The following is a 22,961-nucleotide window of genomic DNA, read 5'->3' on the forward strand; positions in this document are numbered from 1 at the left end:
CCCAATAAAAGCCGGAGACTGCTGCGCAGTCAGCGGGAGCAAGCTCCCTCGCCACAGCAAGCTCGCGCCTACAGAAAATCAAGCGACGTTCTGTTCGGCCGACCAGTTGGCATACCACTGGCGGAACAGCGCGTACTGCTGCTCGGCATACCGGCGCTGGGCAGCGCTGAGGCCGTCGGTTTCGTTGAAGTGCAGGGCGTAGCCGTGGTCGCCGTTGAGCACCATCAGATGCTTGTAATACAGCACCAGGTCGCAGCCCTCGTCGAACGACGACAACACCGCCAGTGCAGCTTCCAGCTCGCGGGCCTGGCGACGCGCCTTGGCATCGCCCTTGGCGGCTTTTTTGCTCAGCGCCACCAGTTGCAGCACTTCGCGGGGCAGTGCGTTGCCGATGCCGGTAATGGCGCCGGTGGCGTTGCAGTTGACGAAGCCGTGCACCACTTGGGTATCGACGCCGACCATCAGGGTCACATCGTCATCCTGGGAGGTGATGTTTTCGGCGGCGTAGCGCAGGTCGGCGGCGCCGCCGAACTCCTTGAAGCCGATCAGGTTAGGGTGCTCGCGGCGCAGTTCGAAGAACAAATCAGCGCGGGTGGCGAAACCGTAGTAGGGGCTGTTGTAGATCACCGCCGGCAGGTTGGGGGCGGCGTTGAGGATCGCTGCAAAGTGGGCCTTTTGCGCAGTGGCCGAAGCCCCTCGGGACAGCACGCGGGGAATCACCATCAAACCATCGGCGCCGACTTTGGCGGCATGGGCTGCGTGAGATACGGCTTCACGGCTGTTCACCGCACCGGTGCCGACGATGGTCGGCACACCCGCAGCCACCAGGCGCGCCACGCCTTCCTGGCGCTGGGCCTCGGTGAGCAGCGGCCAGTCGCCCATGGAGCCGCAATACACCACGGCACTCATGCCGATGTCGATCAGCTCGCGACCCTTGGCCACCAGGGCATCGAAGTCCGGTTGGCGCTCGGCGGTGCAAGGGGTCATCAGGGCGGGCATGCAGCCGGTGAAGATGTTGTCGCTCATGGTGCTAACTCCATTTCAGTTGAATTGATCAAGGGCTCAGATGCCCCAGGCAAACGGGTCTTGTTCGTCGATCAGCAAGGTGCTGTCGGCGGTCATGTAGGCGCGGCCGGTGATGAATGGGCGTACGTGTTCGCCGTCCCACTCATAGCGGCCGAGGAATTGGCTGCCGGTGATGCTGGCTTGTACCCAAAGTTCTCCTGCGGCCAGTTTTGCGTCGGCGGCCAGGCAGGCGAGCTTGGCGCTGGTGCCGGTGCCGCAGGGGGAGCGGTCATAGGCTTTGCCGGGGCACATTACGAAGTTGCGGCTGTCGGCGTGGGCGTCGTCGGCGAACAATTCGATATGGTCGATCAGCGCACCGTCTGCGCCACGGATGCCTTGGGCTTCGAGGGCCTTGAGCATGGCCCACGTGTAGTCGGTCAGGGCCTCCACGTTATCCATCTGCAACTCATGGCCGTGGTCCGACACCAGGAAGAACCAGTTGCCGCCCCAGGCGATGTCGCCCAGCACCACGCCATGCCCAGGCACCTCAACCGGCACCTGCTTGCGGTAGCGGTAAGCGGGCACATTGCGCAGGGTCACGCTGCCGTCTTCGTGCAAGGTGGCCGCGACCGGGCCGACCGGCGTGTCGAGGCTGTGCACGCCCGGTTGGATCAGCCCCAGGTGGTGCAGCGAGGCAATCAGGCCAATGGTGCCGTGGCCGCACATGCCGAGGTAGCCGGCGTTGTTGAAGAAGATCACCCCGCAGGTCGCCCCCGGCGTGACTGGCGCACAGTACAGCGCGCCCACCAGCACATCGTTGCCCCGGGGCTCCAGCAGGCAGGCGCGGCGCCATTGATCGTGGTGGGTGCGCAGGTGGTCCAGTTGATCGGCGATCGAGGCACCCGCCAGTTCGGGAAAGCCGTTCATGACCAGGCGTGTAGGTTCACCGCCGGTGTGTGAGTCAATCACGTGCAGTCGTTTCATAAGGCGCTCCATCAGTGGGTAGTCGGGGACAGTGGGGCGCTGTAGTGCGCGTCGATGACGGCTTCGCTTTCGTCCTCTTCCTGCTCCAGGCGTACCAAGTGGGCGGGTACGCCGGTGGCGGCGCCCCAGTAGTAAATGCCCAGGGCGCAGGCCGCCACCACCAGGGTGTCAAACGGGTGGCTGATCACACCAATACCGCCAAAACTGCCGAGCTTGGAGAGCAGGATGGTCACGGCGTAGAAGCCGATCAGCCAGGCCGAGGAGCGTACTTGTTGCTTGAGGTTCAGGTGCACGGTCGGCACCCAGCGCGCGCACAGCAGGTACACCACAAACATCAGGATTTGCAGGCCCAACAGCCACGACACCGTGCTCCAGCCCGACCAGTAGACGATCAACGCCGCGATGATAAATGACAGCGGGCCCAGCACCGCCATGCCCTTGACCCGAAACGGGCGCGCCATGTCGGGTGCATTGCGGCGCAGGGCGGCGACCGTCACCGGGGCCACGGCATAACTGAGGATCAGGGCGGCAGACACCACGTTAATCAGCGCTTCCCAGGACGGGAACGGCAAGGTCCAGAACACCGACAGGCCAAAGGTCAGCCACAGCGCCGGGCGCGGGATGCCGGACTTTTCATCGATGCGCGTGAATATCTTGAAGAAGGTGCCAGTCTGCGCCCAGCCATACACCACGCGCGGGGTGGCGTTCATGTAGATATTGCCGCAGCCGCTGGGAGAGATCACCGCATCGGCCACCACCAGGTAGGCCAGCCAGCCCACGCCCAGCGCCAGGGCGATATCGCGATAGGGCAGGGCCAGTTCCTTGCTGATGCCGGCCCAGCCATTGGCGAGCATGTCGGTAGGCACGCCGCCGAGGAACGCGGTTTGCAGCAGCACATAGATGGCCGTAGACAACAGTACCGAGAGGATCAGGGCGATGGGGATGGTGCGCTGTGGGTTTTTCACTTCGCTGGCCACCGAAATGATCGGCGTCAGGCCCAGGTAGGCAAAGATCACCCCGCCTGCCGACACGGCCATCTCGATACCTGATAAGCCGAACGGCGCGAAGCCATGCACCTGGAAATTCGCCGGCTTGAAGAAGGTGAACAGCACGCCGATCACCAGTAACGGCACGATGAACTTGAACACGCTCACCAGGTTATTGGCGATCGCAAAGGTCTTCACGCTGCGGTAGTTGAGCACAAAGAACAGGCACAGCAGGGCAAATTGCACCAGCCAGCCCAGGGTGGTGGGGTCGCTGGAACCTGCCTTGGTCAGCTGCGGAAACCAGGCTGCGGCGTATTGGCGCGAGGCGACCACTTCAATTGCTACCAGGCTGGAAAACGCGATCAGCGTGATAAAACCCATCAGGTACCCGAGCAGCGGACCGTGGGAATACACCGGGTAGCGCACCACGCCACCGGCGCGGGGCAGGGCGGCACCGAGTTCGCAGTAGACAATGCCCAGCAGCAGCACGGCGAAACCACCGAGCAACCAGGAAAAAATTCCCGCCGGGCCTGCGATGGCAGACACGTGGCTGGCGGCGAACAACCAACCCGAACCGAAGATGGCCCCCAACCCGATAAAGGTGAGGTCCATCAGTGACAGCTGTTTCTTGAACTTGCCTTGGCCTGACATAGCGGCGCCTTCTTGTGAGTTATTGGATAGGCATGCAGTGGCGCTATCCTGAACCCACATGCCCGGCTGACGATTGATGTTTTATGCGGCGATGGATGACGAATTCAGCACAATTTGCCGCGCTCGACAGCGCTCGTTCCATGGCGCAATCTGCTGGCTGTCGACGAAAAAAAGGGCAGATAAAGTCATGTTGCAGAGCGCGTTCGCGAGCCTTTTCCAGGGCAGCCGACCCCACAACATCGAGCAGCTATTGAGCGGGGTAGAGCAGTTGCTGCCGATGCTCGATGTACTGCCCAACGCCGCGATTTTCATCAAGGACATCGACGCCCGCTACGTGCTCGCCAACCGCACCCTGGTGCAACGCTGCGGCCTCAAGCACCTGCAACCGCTGCTGGGCAAGACCAGCGCCGAAGTGTTTCCCGCACAATTGGGCCCCGGCTATACCGAACAGGACCTTCGTGTGCTGAGGCAGGGCCTGGTGTTGGAAGATCAACTCGAATTGCACCTCTACGGCACCCGCGAACCCGGCTGGTGCCTGACCCACAAGTGGCCGCTGTACAACCAGCTCGGTGCGATCATCGGCCTGGCCGGGATCTCGGTAGACCTGCAATCAGCCAGTGAAACCCACCCGGCCTATCAGCGTCTGGCGGCGGTGGACGAACACATCCGCAGCCACTTCAACCGCCGCGTCACCCTGGGGGAATTGACCCGCATCGCCGGGATTTCCGTGGCGCAACTGGAGCGCTACTGCAAGCGCGTGTTTCACCTCACGCCTCGGCAAATGATCCAGAAAGTCCGGCTGGAACATGCCCGGCGGTTGTTGCATACCGAGCTGCCAATTACCGAGGTGGCGCTGCAATGCGGCTACACCGATCACAGCGCGTTTACCCGGCAGTTCAAATCTTCAACCGGGTTCACCCCGAGGCAGTACCGGCAAGCGACGCAAGGCGGCAGGCCAGATGAAAATCTAATGTGGGAGGGGGCTTGCCCCCGATAGCAGTGTGTCAGTCAGGCTATTTTTATCTGATCCACCGCCATCGGGGGCAAGCCCCCTCCCACATTTGGATGAAGCCAAGTCGATGCAACGAATGCCGCGCACGCCCCTCATATGCTTACACCGACCCTTTTCACCACGACAGGTACCGAGCTTATGACCGCGGCGAACAACGACCATGTGAACTGGCTGGTGCAACATTCCATGCTCCACGCAGCGCGGCAGCGGGCCAAGCTGTATTCGGGGCAAGGCCGCCTGTGGCAGCAGCCCTATGCACAGACCCGGCCGCGTGACGCTTCGGCCTTGTCGTCGGTGTGGTTCACGGCCTACCCCGCCTCGATTGTCACCCGCGAAGGCGGCACCGTGCTTGAGGCGCTGGGGGACGAAACCTTGTGGCATACCCTGTCCAAGATCGGCATCCAGGGCATTCACAACGGCCCGTTGAAGAAGTCCGGTGGCTTGTCTGGCACCGAGCACACCCCGACCATCGACGGCAATTTCGACCGCATCAGTTTCGACATCGATCCGCAACTGGGCACCGAGGCACAACTGCAGGCTTTGACGCGCATGGCTGCCGCGCACAATGCGGTGATCATCGACGATGTGATCCCGTCGCACACCGGCAAGGGCGCGGACTTTCGTCTGGCAGAAATGGCCTATGAGGACTATCCCGGCCTGTACCATATGGTCGAAATCCGCGAGGAAGACTGGCCGTTGCTGCCCGACGTGGCCGCCGGGCGCGATGCACACAACCTCAGCCCCTCCCAGGTAGACGCACTGCGTGACAAGCACTACATCGTCGGCCAATTGCAGCGGGTGATTTTCTTCGAGCCCGGCGTCAAAGAAACCGACTGGAGCGCCACCCCGGTGGTGCTCGGCGTGGATGGCAAGCCGCGGCGCTGGGTGTACCTGCATTACTTCAAGGAAGGCCAGCCGTCGCTCAACTGGCTCGACCCTTCGTTTGCTGCGCAGCAGATGATCATCGGTGATGCGCTGCACGCCATTGATGTGATGGGCGCGAAAATCCTGCGCCTGGATGCCAACGGCTTTCTCGGCGTGGAGCGCAAGCTCGATGGCACGGCCTGGTCCGAAAGCCATCCGCTGTCGATCACCGGCAATCAGTTACTCGGCGGCGCCATTCGCAAGGCGGGCGGGTTCAGTTTTCAGGAACTCAACCTCACCGTGGACGACATCGCGTCGATGTCCCACGGCGGCGCTGACCTGTCTTATGACTTCATCACCCGGCCGGCCTACCAGCATGCATTGCTGATGGGCGATACCGAATTCCTGCGCCTGATGCTGCGCCAGATGCACAGCCTCGGCATCGACCCCGGCTCGCTGATTCACGCGCTGCAGAACCATGATGAACTGACCCTGGAGCTGGTGCATTTCTGGACGCTGCACGCCCATGACAGCTTCCTGTTCCAGGGCCAGACCTTCCCCGGCAACATCCTGCGCGAGCATATCCGCGAGCAGATGTATGAACGCCTCACCGGCGAACATGCGCCGTATAACCTCAAATTCGTCACCAACGGCGTGTCCTGCACCACCGCCAGCATCATCACCGCAGCCCTGGGTATCCGTGACCTGGAGGCGATCACTTCGGCGGATATACAGCAGGTTCGCCAGATCCACTTGCTACTGGTGATGTACAACGCCATGCAACCTGGGGTGTTTGCCTTGTCCGGCTGGGACCTGGTGGGCGCGCTGCCGTTGGCGGCCGAAGAGGTGGCGCATTTGATGGCCGATGGCGACACCCGCTGGATCCATCGTGGCGCTTATGATCTGGTAGACCTGAACCCCGACGCCGAACTGTCGGCGGGGCAAATGCCGCGCTCAAAAAGCCTGTATGGCAGTCTGAACAGCCAGCTGCAGGACCCGGACTCCTTTGCCTCCCAACTGCAAAAAATCCTCGCCGTACGCCGCGCCTACGACATCGCCGCCAGCCGCCAGATCCTGGTGCCGGACGTCGAGCATCCCGGCTTGCTGATCATGGTCCACGAACTGCCGGCGGGTAAGGGCACTCAAATCACTGCGCTGAACTTTGGCGCCACGCCGATCACCGAAACCCTGCACCTGCCCAACATCGCACCGGGGCCGGTGGTGGATATCATCAATGAGCGGGTGGAAGGCGATTTGACAGAGGAGGGTGCGTTCACGATCACGCTGGACGCGTATGAAGGGTTGGCGTTGCGGGTGGTGAGCAGCACGCCGATGTAAAGGGATATTGGCCCGGCGTAGGAGCGAGCAAGCTCGCTCCTACATGGCAAGCCGCGCCACGCGATCAGTGGTGCTTGTTCTTGTGCTTATGCTTGTTGCCTTTGTGCTTGGCACCGCCTGAACGATGGCCGCTCTCGTCATCGGCCAGGTTATTACCCAGCGCGCCACCGGCTGCGCCCCCCACGCCGGCGCCGATGGTCGAGCCGGTGGTGCCGCCCAGGCGATTGCCAATCAGCGAACCGCCTGCCGAGCCCAAACCGCCGCCAATCGCCGCTTCGGTCTTGTTGCCCTTTTGCGCCCCTACCGCACTCCCGGCGGCGCCCCCCACGCCGGCGCCGATGGCCGCACCGGTCGAGCCACCAAGCTGCTGGCCTACCACGTTGCCCAACACACCGCCGACACCGCCTCCCAGCGCGGCTGTACCATCTCCAGCGGCCAGGGCCCCTTGGGAGATCAGAATGCCCAATGCCAGGGCCGGGAATGTCATTTTCATTTTTTTGTACCTCAAGGGCTGTCTCAGGCGCTCACGGGGTAAAGCACGCCTGGCATTTTGATTAGAGCACACGTCATAACACTTGGGCTTCGGTGATCGCCCCTTGCACAAGAAAATTTTTTTCCAGCCCTCTTGAATTCCTTTTGCGCGTCCATAAATTTTGGATCACGCGATGCCGAATCCGGGTTGCGTACTAAATCACTTGGAGAAACTCAGGAGATTTTAAAATGGCTACTACCCTGTCGTTGGCCCCACTGTTCCGTCAATCGGTGGGCTTTGATCGCTTCAATGACCTGTTCGAGTCGGCGCTGCGCAGCGAGGCTCCGAATTCCTATCCACCTCACAACGTGGAAAAGCACGGTGACGACGCGTACCGCATCGTGATCGCCGTGGCTGGCCTGACGGAGGAGGATCTGGATATCCAGGTCGAGAGGGGTGTATTGACGGTTTCCGGCGGAAAACGCGAAACCGACGATAAGGTCGCTTACCTGCACCAGGGCATTGCCCAACGTGCGTTCCGGTTGTCGTTCCGCTTGGCGGACCATATCGAAGTACGTGGCGCATCCCTGACCAACGGTTTGCTCAACATCGACCTGCTGCGTGAAGTGCCTGAAGAGGCCAAGCCAAAACGCATCATGATTGGTGGTGAGACCAAACCCGAGCTGCGTCAGGTCAGCTTGCAGTAAAACAATCGGCGGTAAAAAGGCGCTCTACGGAGCGCCTTTTTTGTGCGCGCTGCAAACGCAGGCCGGCTAAGCCTGGGTATTGGGTGCAAACAACTGCCTGGCCTCGGCAAAACACTTCTCTGCGATGACCGAGCGCGGTTCGGTCTTGCGCATCACCATGCCCAGGGGCGCAAGGACACTGGCGTCTGGCAGGTGGATAAATGCCAGGTTTTCGATGGGGTTTTCCAGGCCGCTGTCCAACGGCATGATTGCGCAACAGAAGCCTTCGTGGATGGCCTGGAACAGTTGATAGGTGGAGTCGCTTTCCAGAATCGGTTGGGGATCGAGACCGCGACTGCGGAAACTCAAGTCGATGGATTTTCGGTAGTGCATGCCATTGCTGATCATCCCCAGGGGCAGTTCGGCGGCTTCTTCCCAGCTCATCTGCGTGCCTTCGAAGTGGAAGTGGCGAGTGTCGTACAGCAGGCCGACACGGGTTTCGCCCAGTTCGAAAAATTCCAGGTAGTTGGGGCTCACGTGGTCCAGGTAGCACACGCCCAAGTCCAGTTGATTGGTGCCCAGCGCTTCGATGATTTTGTCCGAACTCATGGAGGTGAGGCTGAACTTGAGTTCCGGGAAGCTGTGGGACAAGCCCTGGATGAAGCTGATCGGATTGAAGCCGCTCAGGGGCACCAGGCCCAGGCGCAGGTTACCGACCAACTGGCCGCGACACGCAGCGGCTTCGGCGAACAGGCCGTCGTGGGCGGCGAGTAAAGTCCTGGCCCAGGCCAGCACGCGTTCGCCGGCCTGGGTGAAGCCTTCGAAGCGTTGGCCGCGGGTCACCAGTTCCAAGCCCAGTTCTTCCTCCAGGTTGCGCAGGCGCATCGACAGGGTGGGCTGGGTGATGTTGCAGCGGGCGGCGGCCTGGCCGAAATGGCGGGTCTGCTCCAGCGCGATCAGGAATTTAAGTTGTTTGATGTCCATGAAGGCACCTGCCTGGAAATAAGTGAACGGTCATGATTGGCGCAAGTGCCTGAAATCCACGGGATGGAGCCGATGATCGCATTGTAACGACCGGCACGTCCAAGTGCCCTTGCCACCGTGCGGCTGCATTGTTCCATTTTTGAGATGGAGCGGCCCGTTTCAGCCACTACCTAACCCTGAACGCGATGATTAAGGTGGTTCCACTGTTTTTTTGGGTGGGCCTGCTGACACACGTCCAGGTCGTTGCCCAAGCGTGTCTGTACAGGAAGTGCAGGCACGGCCGGGCGCAGTTCCGGCGCACACGCCAGGGAGGTATCGCCAAGCAAGAGGAAATGCAAATGACTGCATCAGGTAACGCTGCAAACTTCAATGGTCAAAAGCCGACGATTGACCCCGCTGACACCGCCATGTTGCTGATCGACCACCAGAGTGGTCTGTTCCAGATCGTCAAGGACATTGATGTTCCTCAATTGCGCGCCAACGCCATCGCGCTGGCCAAGGCCGCAACCCTGCTGAAAATACCGGTTATCACCACCGCTTCGGTGCCGCAAGGACCCAACGGCCCGTTGATCCCGGAAATCCACGAAGCCGCGCCGCACGCCCAGTACGTGGCCCGCCGTGGCGAAATCAACGCGTGGGACAACCCGGAGTTTCATGCCGCCGTCAAAGCCACCGGCAAGAAGACCCTGGTGATCGCCGGCACCCTGACCAGCGTGTGCCTGGCGTTCCCATCGATTGCGGCGGTGCATGAAGGCTACAAGGTGTTCGCGGTGGTCGATGCCTCGGGCAACCACTCCAGGCTGGCCACCGACCTGACCGTTGCACGCCTGGCCCAGGCCGGCGTGGTGCCGATCGACATCATGGGCACGCTGTCGGAGTTGCAAGGCTCCTGGAACCGCCCGGATGCCCAGGAGTGGGCCAACGTCTACACCCAGGCCATGCCGCACTACCAGCTTCTCATCGAGAGCTACGTCAAGGCTCAGGAAGTGGCAAACAACCACGAAGTACTAGACTCACAGCGCAAGTAAACACGCTGGGTTCTTTACGGGGCGCCTACTCGGGGCGTCACCTTCTTTATCAGGAGTACCACGATGTCTACACCTTACGTTCGCTTGGACAAAGACAACGCCGCTGTGCTGTTGGTCGACCATCAGGCCGGCTTGCTGTCACTAGTCCGTGACATCGACCCGGACAAATTCAAGAACAACGTGCTGGCCCTGGCTGACTTGGCCAAGTACTTCAAGCTGCCGACCATCCTCACCACCAGTTTCGAAACCGGCCCCAATGGCCCGCTGGTGCCCGAGCTCAAGGCACTGTTCCCGGATGCGCCGTACATTGCGCGCCCAGGCCAGATCAATGCCTGGGACAACGAAGACTTCGTCAAGGCCATCAAGGCCACCGGCAAGAAACAATTGATCATTGCCGGCGTCGTGACCGAAGTGTGCGTGGCGTTCCCGGCGCTGTCGGCCCTGGCCGAAGGCTTTGAAGTGTTCGTGGTCACCGACGCCTCCGGCACTTTCAACGAACTGACCCAGCAGTCCGCCTGGGCCCGCATGTCGGCCAACGGCGCGCAACTGATGACCTGGTTTGGCCTGGCCTGTGAGCTGCACCGCGACTGGCGCAACGACATCGAGGGCTTGGGGACGTTGTTCTCCAACCACATTCCGGACTACCGCAACCTGTTCACCAGCTACAACGCCTTGACTGAAGGCAAGTAAGCCCGAGCATGGGGGCTGTGCTGCGACAGGCAGTCCTCATTTCAACCTAGCACCAGGTGCGTTCAGATGAGCATGAACCGGTTTCCAGCTAACGACCTGTTATGAATTGGGCGCAGCTTTTGACCAAAGGTTGTGTCTCGGTCCGCAGGCCTTGGCAGCCCGCTTGAGCCGTTTATGCAGCCCCTGATCAACTATTTCAAAGTGGTGTTCAATCCAGGTATGGGCGCGCTGCTATTTGCGTTGCGCACCGTTGCAGCTGGATTGTTGACCTTGTACCTGGCCTTCATCTTCGACCTAGACCAGCCAAAATGGTCAGTGATGGCGGTGATTATCGTCAGCCAACCCTTGGGTGGCATGGCGTTGCAGCGTAGTTTTTCACAGATTATCGGCACCCTGGTCGGCGCGGCAGTGGCGGTGCTGATCATGGGCGTTTTCCCCCAGGCACCGGTCCCATTCATTGTTACCTTGTCGCTGTGGCTGGCGTTCTGCACGGCGGGTGGCAGGTTGCTGCGCTACACCAGTTCCCACGCCTTTGTGCTCAGCGGGTTCACGGCGGTCGTCGTTGGGCTGCTTGCTGTACCGGAGCAGGATAATACCTTGATGCTGGCGATCACCCGACTCACTGAGACGCTGTTGGCGGTTGCCTGTGTCGGCGTGGTCAGCCTGTTGACGGCGCGCCCGGAAGCGGTCGCCCGGGGGTACTTTGCCAAAGTAGATCAAGTCCTGAAATTGATGGCGGCCCATGCGGCGGCGGTGATTCGTACCGAGGAGAGCGAGGCCGATTTCCGTAAGCGCCAGATGCAGTTACTCGGAGAAATCAACGCACTGGAAGGCCTGCGCCGGCATTTGTATTTCGATGCGCCACGGTTGCGCAGTGCCAACGGCCTGGTGCAACTGCTGGGTAATCAATTGGTATTGCTGACTTCACGTCTGACAGTGCTGCGTCGTCAACGCACGCTGATCGATGAGCGTTGGCAAGGTGAGCTTCCCGAAGACATTCAACAGCTGCGCGCTGACGAACTGGCGTTCCTGGATGAGTTGGCAGTGGCGGGGCGTTCATTATCGACGCAGGCGCGCCAGCGCTTTAGCGTGTTGCAGCAGCGCTTTGACCAGCAGGCCAATAAGGTTGAGCAACGTGATGAGCCCATAACAGGTACGTTACGCGCGCTGGCGTGGGCCTTGCGTTGGGAGCAGGCCAGGCTGTTGCAACAACTGGAAGAGATCCTGCAACTGAGTGATGCCATTCAGGAGGGCCGTCCGGCCAACTGCCTGCACCGCCAGAGCCGAAGTAATCCGCTGTACCTGGACTGGCGCCTGGCGGGAATGAACGCTGCCCGTGCGTTTATTGCCTTGCTTGTGTGTGGATTGATCTGGATCGAAACGGCTTGGGATGGCGCCCGGGCAGGGATGATCCTGGTGGGAATTCTGTGCTCATTGATGGCGACCTTTCCACGGCCCTTGGCGGCGAGCCAGAACTACGCACGTGGGTTTGGCCTGTCGCTGGTGATTTCAGCGGTCTATCAATTCATGCTGGTGCCCGCCATTGGCGACGTCGAAATGCTGCTGTTGATTCTGGCGCCGTTGCTCTATGTGATTGCTGTGGGCCTGGCCAGCCCGCTGACTGCCGGGATAGGCATGGGCCTGGGGCTTTCGACCTTCCTGATGGTGGGCCCGCAGAATATCGGGGCCTGGCAAAACACCGCGAGTCAGTGGTTCGAATTTGCCGGTGCCTATATCGGAGCTTGCACCTTGTCGTTACTGGTGTACTCCTGGGTGTTTCCATTCAATCCGGCCCGGCGCATTCACCGTCTGTTCGATGAGAGCCGGGAGCAGGTCTACGTATTGCTCAAGACCTCAGCGACGGATCAGCAGCAGTTCGCCTTTGAAAGCCGGATGATGGATCGCCTGACCATGATGCTGGGTTTGTTGCCCGCGACCAAAGACCCGCGAGCCCATGCGCTGTTCGAGGTCACTCTGGCCTGCATGGCCCTGGGCGTGGCGTTGAACCAGCTCAAGCAACAAGGGCAGAACAATACATTGCTGACGGCGCAAACCCAGGCCCGTTTGCAGTCGGTTCTGGACCAGTCAGGCCGTTATGTGGCGGGAAGGCCCACCGTCGACTGGCAGGCATTGACCGATGCATTGCGGCACCTGGGCGATGACCTGGACCAACTGCATGCCGCTGAGCTTTCGTCCGGGCATGAACAGCTCTGGTCGGTGTTTCGCATTCGCGTGGCACTGCTGATCGTTGCCTCGTTTATTGAGCGCTACCGCGAATTTCTTGAGCTCGATGAAAAAGGAGTGCCGTCTCTTGCACATTGATTTTGAGGTAGGTGGCGTCTACCTGCCGCCCATTGCGCAGGCTTTGTTGCTGGCGCTGCCGATTTTCATGGTGCTGGGCTGGTCCTTGCGTCGGCTGGGCGTGCTGCGGTTTGTGTGGCATGAGGCGCTGTTCGAAGGCGCGCTCTATGTCTGCGTGTGTGCTGTTGTGATTCTAGTAATGGGAGCCTCGTCACCTTGAAAAAATACATCGCCCAACTGATTACCCTGGCGGTTGTCTTGCTGGCGCTGGTCCTGGGCTGGTTCGCCTGGGAGCACTACACCCGTTCACCCTGGACTCGCGATGCCAGGGTGCGCGCTGATGTGGTGACCTTGTCGGCGGACGTCTCCGGGCTGATCGCCAGTTTGCGGGTTCAGGATAACCAGCATGTGAGCAAAGGGGACCTGCTACTGCAAATCGACCCGGCGCGCTATGCCCTGGCAGTCGAGCACGCACGACGCTCTGTTGAAGTGGCCCAGGCCGCAATGGGCCAGTCGGAGGCTGCAATCATTGCCAGCCAGGCGCAGCTCAAACAGCGCCAAAGTGAAGAGCGGCGCCGGCGTAGCCTCAAACAAGGGTTCGCCATCTCCGGTGAGGAGTGGGAGAAGTCCAATACCGACGTGGCTATCGCTCAGGCGCAGTTGCTCAGCAACCAGGCCAACCTGGGGCTGGCCCAAGCCAATGTGCAGCTGGCAAAGGCTGCCTTGACCCAGGCCGAACTCGACCTGCAGCGCACCCGGGTGGTGGCACCCGTCAGTGGTTATGTGACCAACCTGCTGACCCGCCAAGGCGATTACGCCAGTGCCGGCGGTGCCTTGCTGGCGTTGGTGGACAGCGATTCGTTTTATGTCAGTGGCTACTTTGAGGAAACCAAGTTACCGCGTATCGCACAAGGTAACCCAGTGCGGATCCAGTTGATGAGCGGCGAGACCTTTAGCGGAACCGTGCAGAGCATCGCCTTCGCCATCACCGACCGGGAGAACGCGCCTGGCAGTCGCTTGCTGGCCAACATCAACCCCAGCTACACCTGGGTCAAGCTGGCCCAGCGGGTCCCCGTAAGAATCAGGATCGATCCTGCCTATGCCGCCAAGGACCGCTTGCGCGCAGGCACTACGGCGACGGTGACGGTGCTTGAACAACAGGAGCAACGCTGATGAGTGTGTCATTGCGCCGGCTTATAAGGGTCTCAATCTCGCTGACTGTCTCGTTGTCGGCGACAGGGGCCTATGCCGATAACTCCATGGACCAGAGAGATAACCTCAGCACCGGTATCAATGAGCGCCAAAAGGCTGAGCTGTCGGTCACGCCGGGATTTGTCAGCGGCTCGTCTCTTAACGGCTTGCTGCGCAATTACTACCTGGGCCGCGATAATCACAACACACCGTCCAGGCGTGACCAGCGCGAATGGGTGCAGGGCGTGTACTTGTCCTTTCGTTCGGGATACACCGACACACCCATTGGTGTCGGGCTCGACGTGCATGGTTTTTATGGGCTCAAGCTGGATGGAGGAGGGGGCAGCGGCGGGGCTGGCTTGCTGCCGCTGGACTCAAAAGGCGCGTCGGAGTCTGACTTCTCGGCTGCGGGCGCGGCGCTCAAGTTGCGCGGGTTTGACAGCCTGATGCAGGCAGGTGATCAGTACCTAGAAAACCCGCTGATCGCCAGTGGCGTCAGCCGAGTCTTTCCCCAGACATTTCGTGGTGTCACGCTCAAGAACTACAGCCTGGAACACCTGACACTGGACACTGGCTGGATCGACTCAACACGCCAGCGCAACCAGAGCGGCCAAAGCCACTTGACCACCAGTTACGGCACCGGCAACAAGGCTGGGGTGGCCGCTGATCGTGAAAGCGCGTCCATGAGTTGGCTGGGCGGCGTCTACGCGGTGCCCGGCGCAATAACAGTGACCCTGTATGGCGGCCAATTGAGTGATATCTGGAACCAGTACTACGCCGGGGTCAGCCAGCCATTCAAGCTGACGCCTGGGCTTACGCTGACACCGTACCTGCGTTACTTCAAAACCCGCGATCAGGGCCAGCGCCAGTTGGGCCATATCGACAACAACACTTATAGCGGTGGCCTGACGCTGTCCGGCGCAGGCCAGAGCCTGACCCTGGGGCTGCAGAAGGTGGACGGCGACACGCCGTTCGACTACATGGTCCAGGACGACCGGACCTTCCTTTACCTGGGCAACTCCCAGCAATACGCAGACTTCAATGCACCTGGCGAAAAGTCCTGGAAGATTCAATACCAGACCAGCCTGGCGTTTATCAACGCGCCGGATTTCCAGCTCAGCACTTCATACACTCGCGGTGAAGCGGACCTGACCCGGGTCGATCCCAATAGCACGGGCTACGGCTACATCTATAACGCCGCCGGCAAAGATGCACACCATTGGGAGCGGGACGTTGCCCTGCGCTATGCCGTGCCAGACGGCAAGGCCAAAGGCTTGAATATCACCTTGCGCTGGGCCGCACACCGTTCGGCACAGGGGTATACCGCACCGGGCAACACCCGTGGCAATTCAAACGCCGATGAGTACCGGGTGATTGTCGATTACCCATTCAGTGTTTTCTAGTCGTTATTCAATGAAGGTGTTGTATGAGTCAAACCCAATGGATTCGGGTGCTGGGCATCAGCTCGGCACTGGCCTGCGCCACGAGCGAGGCTGACAGCATCAGCCTGCCACCTCTGGCCCTGGGCAATGCCAGTTTCATGGATGGGGTCGCCGGCCCCGGTGCGTTGTTCGAGTTACCGGTGCAGTATTACCGCAGCAACTCGGCCTACGATGCCCATGGACATGCGTTGCCGGGGCGGCAGCAGGTGCACAGCACCACGGTACTGCCGCACCTGGCTTACTTCAGCGACAAGACTCTGCTGGGAGCGAACTATGGCGCCGAAGTGCTATTGCCACTGGTGAACCTGGAGATAGAGATCGATCAGGGCCCCAAGGGACGACGGACTCGCCAGGGTGACATGATCGTCAGTCCGTTTCTGTTGCAGTGGGCCCCGGTGTCGTTCTTCAGCCGCCCGTACTGGCAGCGCTTGAATTTCGTGTTCTCCTTGCCGACGGGTTCCTATAACAAGGATTCGAGCCTCAATACCGGGAGCAATGTCTGGGTGTTCAACCCCCATTACGTGTTCACCTGGGAGTTGACTGACCGCCTGGAGGTCAGTGGTCGTTTCAATTATGCGTGGTCAAGCCGCAATAACGATCCGGCGTCAGTCCTGCAAGCCGGCAGTATCCAGCCGGGAGAGGCGTTTCATAGCAACCTGTCGGTTTCTTATGCCGTTGCCGAGAAGTGGCGTATCGGCGTTGCAGGCTATCAACTCAATCAGATCAGCGATGACCGCATTGATGGGCATCGCCAGCGTGACTCCAGGGAACAGGTGACAGGGATCGGGCCAGGGGTGATGTACCAGCAGGGAAGCCAGACATTCTTCGCCAATCTGTATTTTGAAAGTGGCGCTGAAAACCGCGCGCAGGGCACCCAATTGACGCTACGTTACCTTCATGGGTTCTAGTGCCTGTCAGTTGACAACCCGTTGATGAAAATCGCTGTGGTCTCACTGATCAGGTGCTCGCGCGCGGCTTTTCCAGGGCATGAGCTAAGCCCGAGCAGGCAGCGCAACTGCATGTCGCCGGTCAGCGCATCAAGGAAGATCTTCGCGCGGGTCTGCGGGTTGCCCGGCATGACCAGCCCGGCTTCCTCGGCCCAGGTAAAGTAATCGGCCAGGCAGCTATAGGCCGTTGCGGGGGCAGCCTCGAAGAACGACTTTGCAGCCTCCGGCGCGCGCAGGGCCTCGGACACGATTAGGCGATGCAGGGCCAGGGTGCGAGGCGACAGCACCACATCGAGAAAGACCCGTGCAATGGTCGTCAGTGCCTCCTGTAGAGGCTTCTGAGCGAGGGTCATGTGAGTCAGCGGGCTGACGTTTTCTGCGCACAGTTGCTCGATAATCGCGGCGAACAACCCTTCCTTGCCGCCGAAGTAGGCATAGAGCGTGCGTTTGGAGCCGCCAATGTTGGCGATGATCCCGTCAACACTGACCCCTGAATAGCCTTCTGCGAGAAACATATCAGTCGCAGCCTGGAGAATACTTTGACGCTTTGCTGCTTGCCTCGGGGTAGGGGTTTGCATGTGGCTCGGCTATTCCTGAAAAGAACAATTCAAAAGTTCTCCTAGCCTACGCCGCTCTGCACAAGCCTTCCAGCCGCGCAGAGGGACGAATCAAGCGATTGCCCCGGAATTTTTTTGTAAAAACACTTTGATGACCCTTGACGAGTTATTTATTTGGGCGCATTTTCGACAAAAGGGTACGGTAACGTACCGTACCGAACTATAACAACAACAGAGGTAGTGATCATGCGTTTCGTACACTTTTTGGAAGGCTCCACCAAAGGTCTGGCCATTGAAAAAGCAGGCGCGCTGCGAGGTTTGACCGAACAGGAAAGTGGTTATCCGGGTGCCCTGGAGAGCTTGCTCAAGGCCGGTCCGAACGCGCTGCAAGCGGCCCATCAGCGCTTGAGCGACGCCCGTTTGCTCGATCCATCGAAGCTGCGTTACCTGCCCCCGCTGGAGCGCCCGGGCAAGATTGTGTGTGTCGGCCTGAATTACGCCGATCACACCAAGGAAAGCCCTTATGAACAGCCGACCTATCCGACCTTTTTTCCGCGTTTCAGCACCAGCCTGATCGGCCATGGCGAACCCATCCTGCGCCCGCGTGTCTCCGAACAACTGGACTACGAAGGAGAGCTGGCGGTAGTGATCGGCACCGGTGGCCGGCATATCGCGCGCGCGCAGGCCCTGGAGCATGTGGCGGGCTACGCGATCTTCAATGAAGCCTCGGTACGCGATTACCAGTTCAAATCGCCGCAATGGACCATTGGCAAAAACTTCGACGCCACTGGCGCGTTTGGTCCGACCTTCGTCAGTGCAGACGAACTGCCAGCGGGGGCAGTCGGTCTCAACCTGGTGACCCGCCTCAATGGCACGGTGGTGCAGCAGGGCAATACCGCCGACATGATCTTTGGGGTCGCCGAACTGATCGCCGTGCTCAGTGAAGCGGTGACCCTGGAACCCGGTGACGTGATCGTCACCGGCACCCCGGCAGGGATTGGCTGGGCGCGACGTCCGCCACTGTTCATGAAGCCTGGCGACCTCTGCACCGTGGAGATCGAAGGCCTTGGCACTTTGAGCAACCTGATCGCCGACGAGCCTTCAGCGGCCTGAGTCCACGCCTCAGTTTTTTCGAGCGCGCAGCACAACCGACCCACCGTCACTACGGTGGGCAGCGATCCCGGCTGCCCTGGTTTTGACCACCGGTTGTCCTGCCCATTGAATGCCCAGGAGCAACTACCGTGCTGCAGATCAAAGACATCAACCATGTGCTCTACCGTCATCCCGACCTTGGAGTGGTCGAACGTTTCCTGACCGATTTCGGCCTGGTGGTTATGCACCGTACCGAGCAACGCCTGTATTTTCGCGGTACCTGCTCACTGCCCTATGTGTACATCGCCGAGAAGGCTGTTGAAGCCAGCTTTGGCGCCATCGCGTTCGCCGTCGAAAGCCTCGATGACTTGCACCAGGCTACCCGGTTGCCGGGGGCCTCGGCGATCCGGCCGCTGGAAGGCCCCGGAGGAGGGCAGTACGTCGCCTTGCATGATCCCTCGGGGCGGCGCATCGAGCTGGCCCACGGTATCGAAGCCGTGGGCACGCTGCCCCAGCGTGCTGCGTTGACCCTCAACTCGGCCCATCACAAGCAACGCTTTGGCGATGTGCAGCGGCCCGGCAAGGGCGCGGCACAAGTCCTGCGCCTGGGTCATGCGGCGATTGGCGTGCAGGACATGCCGCAGCACCTGGCCTGGTACCAGCAAGTGCTCGGCATGCTGCCTTCGGACCTTGTGGTTCAGGAGCCTGACCGGGACCGCCCGAGCGCGGCCTTCCTGCGGTTGAACCGTGGCAGCGCCTGGACTGACCATCACACCATCGCCCTGTTCCAGGCACCGAAGGACTTCGTCCATCACGTGTCCTTCGAGGTGCAGGATTTTGACGCGCAGTGCCTGGGCCACGAGTGGATGACCCTGCAAGGTTGGTCGCCGTTCTGGGGGGTAGGCCGGCACATGCTGGGCAGCCAGATCTTCGATTATTGGCGGGACCCGTCCGGCAACCTTATCGAGCACTTCACCGATGGCGACCTGTTCAACCAGGACTCGCCCTCGGGTTACACCCAGGCGTGCGACGCCAGCCTCTACCAGTGGGGCCCGCCGATGTCGGTGGAGTTCTTCCTAGGCGGCGAGTGTGCCGCTGAACAGACCTTGCCCCGGTCGACTTCAGACCGTCAACGACGCAGTTGAGGACAGATGCCATGAGTCAGGTAATCAGCGAGCAGGTGCTCGATAAGTTGTTTCGCCAGGCCCGTAGCCAGAACGGCTGGCTGGATAAACCGGTGGATGATCAAACCCTCAAGGCACTCTACGACCTGATGCGCTGGGGCCCGACCAGCGCCAACGGCTGCCCTGCGCGCATTGTGTTTTTACGCAGTGCCCAATCCCGGCAGCGTTTGCTGCCAGCCCTGAGCGCCGGCAATGTCGAGAAGACCCTGGGCGCCCCGGTGACGGCAATCATTGGCTACGACACGCAGTTCCATACGCAGTTGCCCAGGTTGTTTGCGCACAACCCCACAGTACGCGACTGGTTTGCCGACCAGCCGGATTTGCTTGAGTCCACCGCGTTTCGCAACAGTTCGCTGCAGGGCGGCTACTTCATTCTCGCGGCCCGGGCTCTGGGCCTTGACTGCGGGCCGATGTCCGGGTTTGACCACGCACAGGTCGACCAGACGTTCTTTGCTCCAGGGGCCGAGGGCATGCAGGCCTTTGCCGGGATGAAGATCAAGACGAACTTCCTGTGCAACCTCGGCTATGGCGACCCCGCAAAACTCTTTGCCCGTAACCCGCGGCTGGGCTTCGACGAGGCCTGCGCCCTGCTGTAACTGACTAACCGCACCCGTAAATCCTCCAGGCCGATCAAGCGTGCTGCGATGCATCACGTCTGTCGATCGGCCTGGCAAAACAACAACAATAAGGAAAACCTGCAATGCGAGCTCTATCCAAATGGCATGTACTTATCGGCGGTTTCCTTGCGTATCTGTTTGACGCCATGGAGATCATCCTACTCACCATTGCGCTCCCGGTGATCCGCCAGGACCTGGGCCTGACGTTCAATGAAGCTGGCATGCTCGCCTCGGCAACCTTGCTGGGGATCGGTTTGAGCGGCATTACCACTGGGTGGTATTGCGACAACTACGGTCGACGCAAAGCCCTGCTGATCTCGTTGATCGTGTTCGGCGTGTTGACCACGCTGGTCGCTACCATGCACAACTGGGGCTTGCTCCTGCTCCTGCGGTTTCTGTCCGGGCTGGGCTTGGGCGGGGTGTGGGGGATTGTCTCAGCCTATGTAACGGAAACCTGGCCTGCCCATCAACGGGCACGAGCGATCGGGTTCGTGTTGAGTTCATTCCCGATTGGCGCCGCCATCGCGGCAATGGTGGCGGCCAGCTACCTGCCAGACTGGCAAACCCTGTTCATGGTGGCGGGGATCTCCACCTTGATCCCGCTGGCGTATCTGTTTTTCTTTGTGCCTGAGTCACCGGAATGGACCGCGCAGAAAATCCACAACATGGCCGGCCCCAGACAGCACAAGCATGTCTCGATACGCGAAATATTTTCCCCCGAACTGCTGCGCCTGACCCTGCTGGGTACCCTGGCGGCGAGTTTTGCGGTGATTGGCTTCTGGGGGGCGAGCACTTGGTTGCCCACCTACTTGATCAAGGAGCGCGGACTGGACATTGGGATGATGGCCAACTTCATGGCGATCCTCAACATCGGCGCCTTTATCGGTATCAATGCCTTCGGCTTCATCGCTGACCACATCGGTAAACGCAACGCCACGCTCCTGTCATTGCTCGGCAGCGCGCTGATGTTATCGATTTATGCACTCACCACCGATAACGCCATTCTGTTCTGGCTAGGGCCGATCTATGCCTTCTTCTATGCCTTTGCCAGTTTGTTTGCCTCCTACTTCAGTGCGTTGTACCCCACGCGGGTACGCACTCTCGGCGCGGGCTTCTGCTTCAACTTTGGCCGGGGCCTGGCGGCTTTTGCGCCGCTCCTGCTGAGTGGTATCGCCACCCACTACAGCCTGGCGTGGGGCCTGTTGGTGTGCGCCGGTTTTTTTGCCTTGGCCACTGTCACGCTGTTGTTTATGCCCCAGGTGGAGTCAGACGTGCCCGCTCGCGCGGGAGGGGCGCTGAAAACCACGGATTCCTGAAGTTTGAGATCAACACTGGAGTATCAAACGATGTCAGAGCAACGCGTAGAACAACAGATCCAAACCCTGGAATTGCGCCGCCGCCAGGCCATGGTCGAGGGCGATATGGACTTCCTGGAAAGTATCTATACCCGCGACTTGACCTACAGCCACTCGGACGGCAAGAGCGACAGCAAGAGCAGCTACCTGCAGGGCATGCGAGAGGGCGTCTGGCGCTATCGCGGCTTCACCAGCCGTGACGAGCAGATGCGCAGGGTAGGGGAATGCGTGGTCGTTACCGGGCTGATCGACATGGACGTGGTGATCCGTGGCGAACCCATGGTTCTCAACTCGCGGTACATCAGCGTGTGGAAGGCGGGCAATAACGGCTGGCAAATGATTGCCTGGCAATCCACTCGTCATACCCATGGCTAACGTCCGCTAAGCCATAGCACCCCTGGCAACTTGAACCCGGCCCTCGTGGTCGTCCGGGCAAGGCTTGCGCATGCCTGGAAACCGGGATGGCTGGAACTTTGACGTGATGGAATCCTGAACATGTACGTACAACAATTACAAAAAACGTATTGCAAGGCTCTTTTGATAACCGCGGGTGCAATGAGTCTGATCTCAAGCCCGGCACAGGCCAAGGACTGGAGCGATACCTTCATCGGTTTTCGCTACGGTACCGACTTCACCGAACCCAGCATCCGTGGCAAGGTCCAGAAGGAGATCTACCAACTGGGCCATGCCAGCGGCAATGAGACCGGTTCCAATTTCTTCAACCTGGACGTACTCAAGTCCGACAGTAACGATCCAAAGAAAGACAGCGATTCGGGTGCGACCGAGGCCTATCTGGTGTACCGCCATCAACTGTTCCTCAGCCAGGTGTTCGAGCGGTCGATGGCCTTTGGTCCGGTCAAGGAGGTGGCCCTGAGCGGCGGAGTTGAGCTCAACTACAAGAACACCGAGTTCGCTACCCGCAAGCGCATGTTGGTGGCCGGTCCGACGCTCAAGTTCGACGTGCCCGGTTACCTGGATATCAGCCTGCTGTATGCCATGGAATGGAACCACTGCGGGTTGAATGCGTGCCAGGCCGAAAACATCCAGTTCGACCCGTACTATGTGTTGCACATGGTCTGGGGCATCCCGTTCCAGGTGGCCGGCGTGCCCCTCAAATTCCAGGGTTTTGCCAGCTACAAGACCGAGAAGGGCAAGGATTACTTCAAGCAGGATACGGCCGAGGAAAGCCTGGTGCGCGCGTCATTGATGGTCGATGTCGGGCAACTGGCATGGGGTCGCAAAAATACCCTATTGGTCGGTCCGGGCTATGAGTACTGGAAACACAAGTATGGCGCGATCAATAAACCGGGTACCGATACGCATGCGCCGACGTTCCACCTTGAGTGGCACTTCTGAAGTTTAAACCCGATTGTGACAGGGCGAGGTGAGCTGTATGTCTTCAAGCTCACCTCACGCTGTCCAAAAAAGGCGTCAAAAAAGCGGCGCGTGCAGGTTCTTAGTCTTATTTTGTTACTAACCAATGCCCTAAAAATTCAGGCCTGCGGCGGCAAAGCAGGACAAAACACCCTCTCGCCATTCAATTTTCATAAAAATGTAACAACCCTGCTTCACAGT

At 60.1% G+C, this 22,961-nt stretch carries 22 protein-coding genes; 16 read left to right on the plus strand and 6 right to left on the minus strand.

The features are described from left to right. Positions 1-78: 78 nt before the first annotated feature. From RHM69_RS03970 to RHM69_RS03980, 3 genes are read right to left on the minus strand one after another with little or no spacing between them, the layout of a single operon-like run. Positions 79-1,026, minus strand: coding sequence for a dihydrodipicolinate synthase family protein (locus tag RHM69_RS03970; protein WP_014718579.1), 948 nt, complete (start codon positions 1,024-1,026; stop codon positions 79-81). Positions 1,027-1,062: 36 nt separating this feature from the next. After that, the gene (locus tag RHM69_RS03975) at positions 1,063-1,989 is read right to left on the minus strand and encodes a 4-hydroxyproline epimerase (RefSeq protein WP_168223859.1); all 927 of its coding nucleotides are present in this window, start codon (positions 1,987-1,989) and stop codon (positions 1,063-1,065) included. Between the two features lie 11 nt (positions 1,990-2,000). Continuing rightward, positions 2,001-3,626: an APC family permease gene (locus RHM69_RS03980; RefSeq protein ID WP_200599620.1), complete on the minus strand. Its 1,626-nt coding sequence runs from the start codon at positions 3,624-3,626 to the stop codon at positions 2,001-2,003. A 187-nt stretch (positions 3,627-3,813) separates the two neighbouring features. On the opposite strand from RHM69_RS03980, the gene RHM69_RS03985 reads away from it, so the two are divergent. Further along, the gene (locus RHM69_RS03985) at positions 3,814-4,623 is read left to right on the plus strand and encodes an AraC family transcriptional regulator (protein WP_200599618.1); all 810 of its coding nucleotides are present in this window, start codon (positions 3,814-3,816) and stop codon (positions 4,621-4,623) included. Between the two features lie 153 nt (positions 4,624-4,776). Further along, positions 4,777-6,840, plus strand: a complete 2,064-nt coding sequence (gene treS, locus RHM69_RS03990) for a maltose alpha-D-glucosyltransferase (RefSeq protein WP_014718575.1) — start codon at positions 4,777-4,779, stop codon at positions 6,838-6,840. 64 nt (positions 6,841-6,904) lie between these two features. Here treS and RHM69_RS03995 read toward each other — a convergent pair whose 3' ends face one another. Continuing rightward, on the minus strand, positions 6,905-7,333 hold the full coding sequence (locus RHM69_RS03995) for a glycine zipper domain-containing protein (RefSeq protein WP_014718574.1): 429 nt from the start codon (positions 7,331-7,333) through the stop codon (positions 6,905-6,907). A gap of 227 nt (positions 7,334-7,560) precedes the next feature. Here RHM69_RS03995 and RHM69_RS04000 point away from each other — a divergent pair, with 227 nt between their 5' ends. Further along, entirely contained in the window at positions 7,561-8,019 is a 459-nt protein-coding gene (locus RHM69_RS04000) for an Hsp20 family protein (RefSeq protein WP_014718573.1), read from the plus strand. A gap of 66 nt (positions 8,020-8,085) precedes the next feature. Here RHM69_RS04000 and RHM69_RS04005 read toward each other — a convergent pair whose 3' ends face one another. Then, positions 8,086-8,982, minus strand: coding sequence for a LysR family transcriptional regulator (locus RHM69_RS04005; RefSeq protein ID WP_014718572.1), 897 nt, complete (start codon positions 8,980-8,982; stop codon positions 8,086-8,088). 338 nt (positions 8,983-9,320) lie between these two features. Here RHM69_RS04005 and RHM69_RS04010 point away from each other — a divergent pair, with 338 nt between their 5' ends. The 7 genes from RHM69_RS04010 (at position 9,321) to RHM69_RS04040 (ending at position 16,542) form a co-directional block, all read left to right on the plus strand. After that, complete coding sequence (locus RHM69_RS04010) at positions 9,321-10,010, plus strand: isochorismatase family protein (RefSeq protein ID WP_003191543.1); 690 nt, start codon at positions 9,321-9,323, stop codon at positions 10,008-10,010. 63 nt (positions 10,011-10,073) lie between these two features. Then, the gene (gene ycaC / locus RHM69_RS04015; protein WP_003191542.1) at positions 10,074-10,700 is read left to right on the plus strand and encodes an isochorismate family cysteine hydrolase YcaC; all 627 of its coding nucleotides are present in this window, start codon (positions 10,074-10,076) and stop codon (positions 10,698-10,700) included. Positions 10,701-10,874: 174 nt separating this feature from the next. Continuing rightward, a complete protein-coding gene (locus tag RHM69_RS04020; RefSeq protein WP_200599616.1) occupies positions 10,875-13,022 on the plus strand; it encodes an FUSC family protein in 2,148 nt (715 codons plus the stop codon). Beyond that, entirely contained in the window at positions 13,012-13,221 is a 210-nt protein-coding gene (locus tag RHM69_RS04025; RefSeq protein ID WP_003191536.1) for a DUF1656 domain-containing protein, read from the plus strand. The genes RHM69_RS04020 and RHM69_RS04025 overlap by 11 nt, the downstream gene beginning before the upstream one ends. Next, entirely contained in the window at positions 13,218-14,174 is a 957-nt protein-coding gene (locus tag RHM69_RS04030) for an HlyD family secretion protein (protein ID WP_003191534.1), read from the plus strand. The genes RHM69_RS04025 and RHM69_RS04030 overlap by 4 nt, the downstream gene beginning before the upstream one ends. Then, positions 14,174-15,595 carry an OprD family outer membrane porin gene (locus tag RHM69_RS04035; protein WP_014718570.1) on the plus strand — a complete coding sequence of 474 codons (1,422 nt, stop codon included), beginning with the start codon at positions 14,174-14,176 and terminating at the stop codon, positions 15,593-15,595. Before RHM69_RS04030 ends, RHM69_RS04035 begins: the two co-directional genes overlap by 1 nt. A gap of 23 nt (positions 15,596-15,618) precedes the next feature. Next, complete coding sequence (locus RHM69_RS04040; protein WP_014718569.1) at positions 15,619-16,542, plus strand: SphA family protein; 924 nt, start codon at positions 15,619-15,621, stop codon at positions 16,540-16,542. Here the strand turns inward: RHM69_RS04040 and RHM69_RS04045 are convergent. Then, positions 16,539-17,159 (minus strand): TetR/AcrR family transcriptional regulator, encoded by a 621-nt coding sequence (locus RHM69_RS04045; RefSeq protein ID WP_014718568.1) that lies wholly within the window; start codon positions 17,157-17,159, stop codon positions 16,539-16,541. The genes RHM69_RS04040 and RHM69_RS04045 overlap by 4 nt on opposite strands. Positions 17,160-17,384: 225 nt before the next feature. Here RHM69_RS04045 and RHM69_RS04050 point away from each other — a divergent pair, with 225 nt between their 5' ends. The 6 genes from RHM69_RS04050 to RHM69_RS04075 all read left to right on the plus strand — a co-directional run bounded on the left by RHM69_RS04050 (position 17,385) and on the right by RHM69_RS04075 (position 22,742). After that, entirely contained in the window at positions 17,385-18,251 is an 867-nt protein-coding gene (locus RHM69_RS04050; protein ID WP_003191529.1) for a fumarylacetoacetate hydrolase family protein, read from the plus strand. Between the two features lie 128 nt (positions 18,252-18,379). After that, positions 18,380-19,375 (plus strand): VOC family protein, encoded by a 996-nt coding sequence (locus RHM69_RS04055; RefSeq protein ID WP_003191528.1) that lies wholly within the window; start codon positions 18,380-18,382, stop codon positions 19,373-19,375. 11 nt (positions 19,376-19,386) lie between these two features. Next, entirely contained in the window at positions 19,387-20,010 is a 624-nt protein-coding gene (locus RHM69_RS04060; protein ID WP_003191526.1) for a malonic semialdehyde reductase, read from the plus strand. A gap of 104 nt (positions 20,011-20,114) precedes the next feature. Next, positions 20,115-21,347 carry an MFS transporter gene (locus tag RHM69_RS04065; RefSeq protein WP_019817114.1) on the plus strand — a complete coding sequence of 411 codons (1,233 nt, stop codon included), beginning with the start codon at positions 20,115-20,117 and terminating at the stop codon, positions 21,345-21,347. A 30-nt stretch (positions 21,348-21,377) separates the two neighbouring features. Beyond that, positions 21,378-21,761: a nuclear transport factor 2 family protein gene (locus RHM69_RS04070; protein WP_014718565.1), complete on the plus strand. Its 384-nt coding sequence runs from the start codon at positions 21,378-21,380 to the stop codon at positions 21,759-21,761. A 180-nt stretch (positions 21,762-21,941) separates the two neighbouring features. Next, positions 21,942-22,742, plus strand: coding sequence for a hypothetical protein (locus tag RHM69_RS04075; RefSeq protein ID WP_019817113.1), 801 nt, complete (start codon positions 21,942-21,944; stop codon positions 22,740-22,742). Positions 22,743-22,961: the final 219 nt, after the last annotated feature.

This window comes from Pseudomonas sp. CCI1.1, from assembly GCF_034348165.1.
GTDB lineage: Bacteria > Pseudomonadota > Gammaproteobacteria > Pseudomonadales > Pseudomonadaceae > Aquipseudomonas > Aquipseudomonas paracarnis.